At 32.5% G+C, this 5,528-nt stretch carries 3 protein-coding genes; all 3 read right to left on the bottom strand.

Annotation, left to right across the window (positions count from 1 at the left end; genetic code table 11):
- Nucleotides 1–334: 334 nt before the first annotated feature.
- Nucleotides 335–2,434: a TonB-dependent siderophore receptor gene (locus CKF59_RS06640; protein WP_222985654.1), complete on the bottom strand. Its 2,100-nt coding sequence runs from the start codon at nt 2,432–2,434 to the stop codon at nt 335–337.
- Nucleotides 2,435–2,746: 312 nt separating this feature from the next.
- Nucleotides 2,747–3,760, bottom strand: a complete 1,014-nt coding sequence (locus CKF59_RS06635; protein ID WP_119535160.1) for a hypothetical protein — start codon at nt 3,758–3,760, stop codon at nt 2,747–2,749.
- A gap of 269 nt (nt 3,761–4,029) precedes the next feature.
- A complete protein-coding gene (locus CKF59_RS06630) occupies nt 4,030–5,220 on the bottom strand; it encodes a BspA family leucine-rich repeat surface protein (RefSeq protein WP_119535159.1) in 1,191 nt (396 codons plus the stop codon).
- Between the last annotated feature and the right edge of the window lie 308 nt (nt 5,221–5,528).

The raw sequence follows: 5,528 nt of genomic DNA, 5'->3' as shown, positions 1-5,528 counted from the left end.
CTCTCGCGCCAACGAGAGCCATTTTTTCTCGCCAAAGAAAAAATGGAATATTCTGATCTCCACTCGAGATTAGAAATATAGTTGTATTATACCTGAATACAAAGAAAAAATAAAAATAAATTAATAAGAATCACAGAAGTTAAAATTATAGATTTATTAAAAAACAATAACTTATCAAAAATATACCCATTTATAAAATGCGTATATAGGTTAATTAATGAAGATTTTATTATTCTTTTTGAAAGTGTGATAAAGGTTGAGATGAGCTATAAAAATAATCCCCTAGAATAAGTCTAGAGGATTATTTTACATTATAAAATATAAAATGTTTTGTTTAGAATCTATATTGAGCTGTTACGCCAACATAACGTCCTGCACCAAAGTAACAAACTGAGTTACAGTTAGTGAAGTATACTTTATCAAAGAGATTAGTTGCATTTAAAGTAACATTCCAATCTTTTGTTGCTTGCCATGAAACCATAGCATCAACTAACCATACAGGTTTAGTACGCATATTGCTTAATGAAACATACGGACTTAAACGTTGCATTACATTAGGCATGTATAAGTAACCTAAACTACGGGCATTAGTACTACTTAAGTATCTCGCACCTACCCCAAAACTTACACTTGGGCTAAGGGTAAAGTTATTCCATAAACTTACCACATGTTTTGGAATCCCATTAGTTTCAAAGGTTGTGGTTGAACGATAAGTAGTTGCTGAAGTATAAGTATAGCCTAAACGAGTTTGCCACCAGTCTGTTACATCAAGATTTGCCGCAATTTCCCAACCATGAGTTTTAATTGCTAAATCTGTTTGTTGATAATCCCCAGTTGAATCATTACGAGAGAATGGATTATGTTCATGAATATTGAAATAGCTTACTTCAAAATTACCGTCAAAGAGTTCAGGGTCATACTTAATTCCAGTTTGTAAAGAGTTTGCCTTGTTATAAGCAAAACTTCTGTAGTCGGTTGAACTAGTTGGAATTGGTGCACGAGCTCTAAATGCTTGTGAGAAGTTTACGTATGGAGTTACCTCATAAGGTAAGTTAAAGGTAAAGCCTGCTGAGTGAACCGTATGCCCAGTATTGTAACTATTGCTAATACCATTAGCTTCAGATTTACCATTCACACTCATGTATCTTAACCCATAGTTAAAGGTTACATATTTAGTGAAATCAAATGAACTTAAAGCATATAAACTGGTTTGATTTGCAGTTTGAATATAGTGGTATGGAGACATACTACTAAATGCTGTAGAGTCACTTGCTAAATAAGTAGGGTTAAATAAGTCGATACTTGAAGCACTACCTGAAGCATAATTACCTGATACATGAACTCTTTGTAATTCTACTCCTAAAGCTAATACCGCATTAACTTCTGGAGAGAGGTCACCATTTAATACTAAACGGTTATCAAAGTAGTGAGATTCATATTTACCTTTATTGTATACATATGATCTTGTACCTGTAGTGCTACCAGTCATAGTAATGGTTGCCATTCCTGCCACAACATCAAAGTAATCAGTATCAATAAAGTTGTAACGATAGTTCTGCTCATATTTAACATTATCGTTAAATTTATGCGTGAACTCCCAACCTAATGAGTATTGTTTGGTGTTTACTTCGGCAAAGTTAGGTTCGCCAAAGTAAGTGCTACGGCTAAATGAGCCCCCAGCGGTGTAGAAAGAACCATAGCCCGGAACTACGAAGTTACTCGGAACACCTTTTTGTTTATTAAAGCTGGTTAAAACTGTTAGTTGAGTGTTATCACTAAAGTCAATGGTAAATGATGGAGCAAAGTAGTATTGATTAGTATTAGTGTATTTCTTTTGTCCACGAGTATGTTGCCATTCCCCAACTACACGATAACGTACATAGTCGTTGATTCTATTTGAGTAGTCTGCACCTACAGCATAAGTATCATGACTGCCAATACGGAATTGGAGTAAACCTTGTGGAGTGGTTGTAGGGCGTTTAGAGATGAGATTTACTACACCTCCTGCTTGAGTTGCTCCATAAAGTACAGAGTTAGCTCCTTTTACAATTTCAACTTTTTCTAAACCAAAGAGTACTGGGTTGTATACGTATAAACCACTTGGGTAACTAAAGCTTGCTCCATCCATAGCAAATTCTGGCGTAAAGCCACGAATTCTTATGATGTTATAGTGGTTAGAAGGAGCATAGTTAGCGTAAATTCCTGGGTAGTAGAGAAGAGTTTCGTCTAATTTAGTTCCACCAGTTTGTTTTTCTAATTCATTTACGCTTACATTTAGAGTTGAAGCTGAATTATCAGCTTTACCTAAACGGTTTACCGTCCCTACTACAGTTACTGGTTTAAGGGTAAGATTATTATTGGTTTCTTCTGCAATGGCAAAGTTAAGGGTTAAAGCTGAAGTACAAACTACCAAAGCAAGTTTAGTTAATTTCATTTTCATATCTAACAAAAAAAGGAGTGATTTTATTAATGCCCATAACAGCATTAAGGGGCATATTCTTTTACTTTTTAGAGAGTCAGCTTTAAATGATAATTATTTTCATTTAAATTGTGGTTATTTTATCAAAGTACTAGCAAAAGTAAGTAAAGTGAATTTAAGAAGAAAAAAGAAATAGGTCATGGGGGGGGTAGTGTTTATTCTATAAAACAAGTAGTTATGGTGGTGTAAGTTGAAAATTATTTGAGATAATTTCCTTATAAATTAGGTGGGAATTAATGAAAAAAGAAGAGGGGTTTCCTCTTCTTTCTAGTGTAATAATTGTGGTTTAAAGAAATTGTTAGCAATAAATAAATTGATTAATTCTACCGTTTGGAAGAGAACTAATTGATCATTATCACAAACAGATTTCCATTTTACATTTTCAGTATTACTTACATCTGAAAACTCTAAAAGGGTTTGACTATCTTCTTGAATGTATTTTTTTGGTGAAGATTGATTAACTTTATAACCTATACCTTCAAAGTCTTTAACATCCCCTAACCATTCTTCAACAATACCTGTATCTATAGTATTTCCTGTAGTTAAACCTACAGTAACAGTTTGTGTTACCCCATAAAATACAGGAGCGACAAGGTTGTTTACATGTACAGTTTCAATTTGAGGCATGATTCTTTTAATTTGTGCCTCAAAACTAATTTGTTTATCCGGAGCTACATCTGTAAGAGCATTTACATCAAAAGCTAAAGACATTTGTCCTTTATCTTTTTCATCACTAAAGTTAAAGAAATCACGAGTTTGTTTAGCTAAACTAGTAGTTGCGTCTTTATTAATGTAAGAAACTGGGAACACATTAGTAACACTTACATAGAGCATAGGTTGATTCATACGTAAGCTATTAATAATGTACATTAGTTGGCTCACTTGAGGGTGAGGTAAAGAAACCATTTTTTTCTCGAGAGCTTCTTCTAGCTGGAATTCATCAACACGTGGAACGATTACCGGCATTTGATCTAAGGTTGCAGAGTAACCAGTTAAATCGATAGAGAATACGCTTTTAGCAGCAGCTCCCGTTAAGAATTTAAGATTCTCAATGGTATCGTTATAGAGGTAGAGATCAATTTTATCCCAATCAACGTTGGCAAACTTTTTATAGTCGTAGTTAAATCTTTCAATAACTTCGATATCATCGAAGTTATAAGCATCAGCATTAGCATTTTCAACAATAGTGATACTACTAATATCATCGTGGAGGTTTTCTGCTAAAGTTAAAAATTTAGTAATAAATAACTCGTCTGCAGAAATTGCTATATGTAAACCCATATATATGATCCTTAAAAATTAAAGTTACATTTTTTGGTTTTTTATTATAGCAAAAAGCACAGATAAATTATTATGCCAATTTATTTTAAGATGAGGCGAAGATCAACTAGATAAGTCAAACTTGACTGCAACAAAGAGCTAAAACCTCAGTACTAAAAAGAATTAAAACCTCAACAATAAAGCAAAAGATTCAAATTCCAACAAAGAAGGTAGACTCAAATACTTACAAAGAGGAAAGATTACAAGAGTAACAAAGAAATAAGACTTAATTACCAAAGTTTATCAAATTGTTCTTTGTTCATTTTGCTTTGCCATGAACTAACTTGAGAGAATTTTACATTGGAGTTATTAAACATGCTATCTGTTTTAGTGTATTGATAGTTAAAATTCCAGTTCTTGAGATCTGAACTAAATTTTCTTGCGTTTTTAAACATAGATTCCATGTTTCTTACATTAATTACATTCCAAGAGCTTAAATCAGAATTAAAGTCAAAAGCATAGGCAAACATAGAAGACATATTAGTTACTTGAGAAACATTCCATTGGCTTAAATCTGAAGTAAATTTTCTTGCCCCACTAAACATTTTTTCCATGTTTGAAACTTTACCGGTATCCCACTTACTTAAATCTGCATTAAATACTTTAGCTCCAGCAAACATCCAACTCATATCGGTTACTTGAGATACATTCCAACGGCTTAAATCTGCATTAAAGTATTGGGTTGAACTAAACATAGATTTCATGCTGGTAACATTAGATACATCCCAGCGACTTAGATCAGAATTAAAGTTAGTCGCTCCCCAAAACATTCCTGACATATCTGTAACATTAGCCACATTCCAACGACTAAGATCCCCATTAAACTTACTCGCTTTATTAAAGGTATTAGTCATTTTTATTACTTTACTAACATTCCAATTGCTAAGGTTGCCATTAAACTCTCGGTTAGAGTAGAAAAGATAACTCATATCTCTAACATTAGAAACATCCCATTTGCTAATGTCTCCATTAAACGTACTACACATAAAAGTGTATTTCATGGAAGTTACCGCACTAGTATTCCATTTAGAAATATCAACATTGACATTTTTAGTTACGCATTTAAAACCTGTTTCTAAGATTCCTGCAAATAGGTAATCAAAATTGGTAATTTTTGAAGTATCGATAAAGTTGAGATCAATAGCCTTAAAGTCATGATGCATTACTTCAAGGTAACGATTTAGGAAGTTTCTTAATTTTTGTTTATTTGTAAAAGTAACTACGATATTTGCAGTAGCTAGATCTTTGCCCCAAAGCTCTTGATTGTATTCGCTATAATCAGGATCTATAATTTGCTGTTTATAGGGAGAAGCTAGAGCCTGTTGGAGGCTTAAATTAGAGATAATAAAACAACTGCCTAAAGTAGTTAAGCAAGTTACAAAGAAAGGAAATTTATATTTTGTAAAGAGTCGATTAAGCATATGTAAAAATTATTTTAAGTTGAAATGACAAGAGAATTGTTATGAAAATCTTTCTGTTAATACTTTTATTATAGCAATTTAGAACTCAAGTTAATTTAAAAACTCATGCTCAAAGTAAATAAATTTTAAATTATAAGAATAATTAAATTGGGGGTAGCTTTAGAGAGGTAATTATGTTTTAGAAGAGTTAAAATAGGAGAGTTTAGAATGAGAGATAAAAGGAGATAGAAAAATTTTAGAAGAGTGTAAATAAGTAAGTAAAGGTTGAAAAAGAATATAGAGGGGAAAGTAATCATTAAATTAGCTCC

The organism is Psittacicella gerlachiana, from assembly GCF_003585965.1.
In the GTDB taxonomy this organism is placed as follows: Bacteria; Pseudomonadota; Gammaproteobacteria; order Enterobacterales; family Psittacicellaceae; genus Psittacicella; species Psittacicella gerlachiana.
Note: the sequence above shows the minus strand (reverse complement) of the source record. Positions and strands in the feature narration are given on the sequence as shown.

What these genes read in the sequence shown, in the direction of transcription:
- CKF59_RS06640 (WP_222985654.1), bottom strand. Translation starts at nt 2,434, where the DNA reads ATGAAATTAACTAAACTTGCTTTGGTAGTTTGTACTTCAGCTTTAACC.
- CKF59_RS06630 (WP_119535159.1), bottom strand. Translation starts at nt 5,220, where the DNA reads ATGCTTAATCGACTCTTTACAAAATATAAATTTCCTTTCTTTGTAACT.
- CKF59_RS06635 (WP_119535160.1), bottom strand. Translation starts at nt 3,760, where the DNA reads ATGGGTTTACATATAGCAATTTCTGCAGACGAGTTATTTATTACTAAA.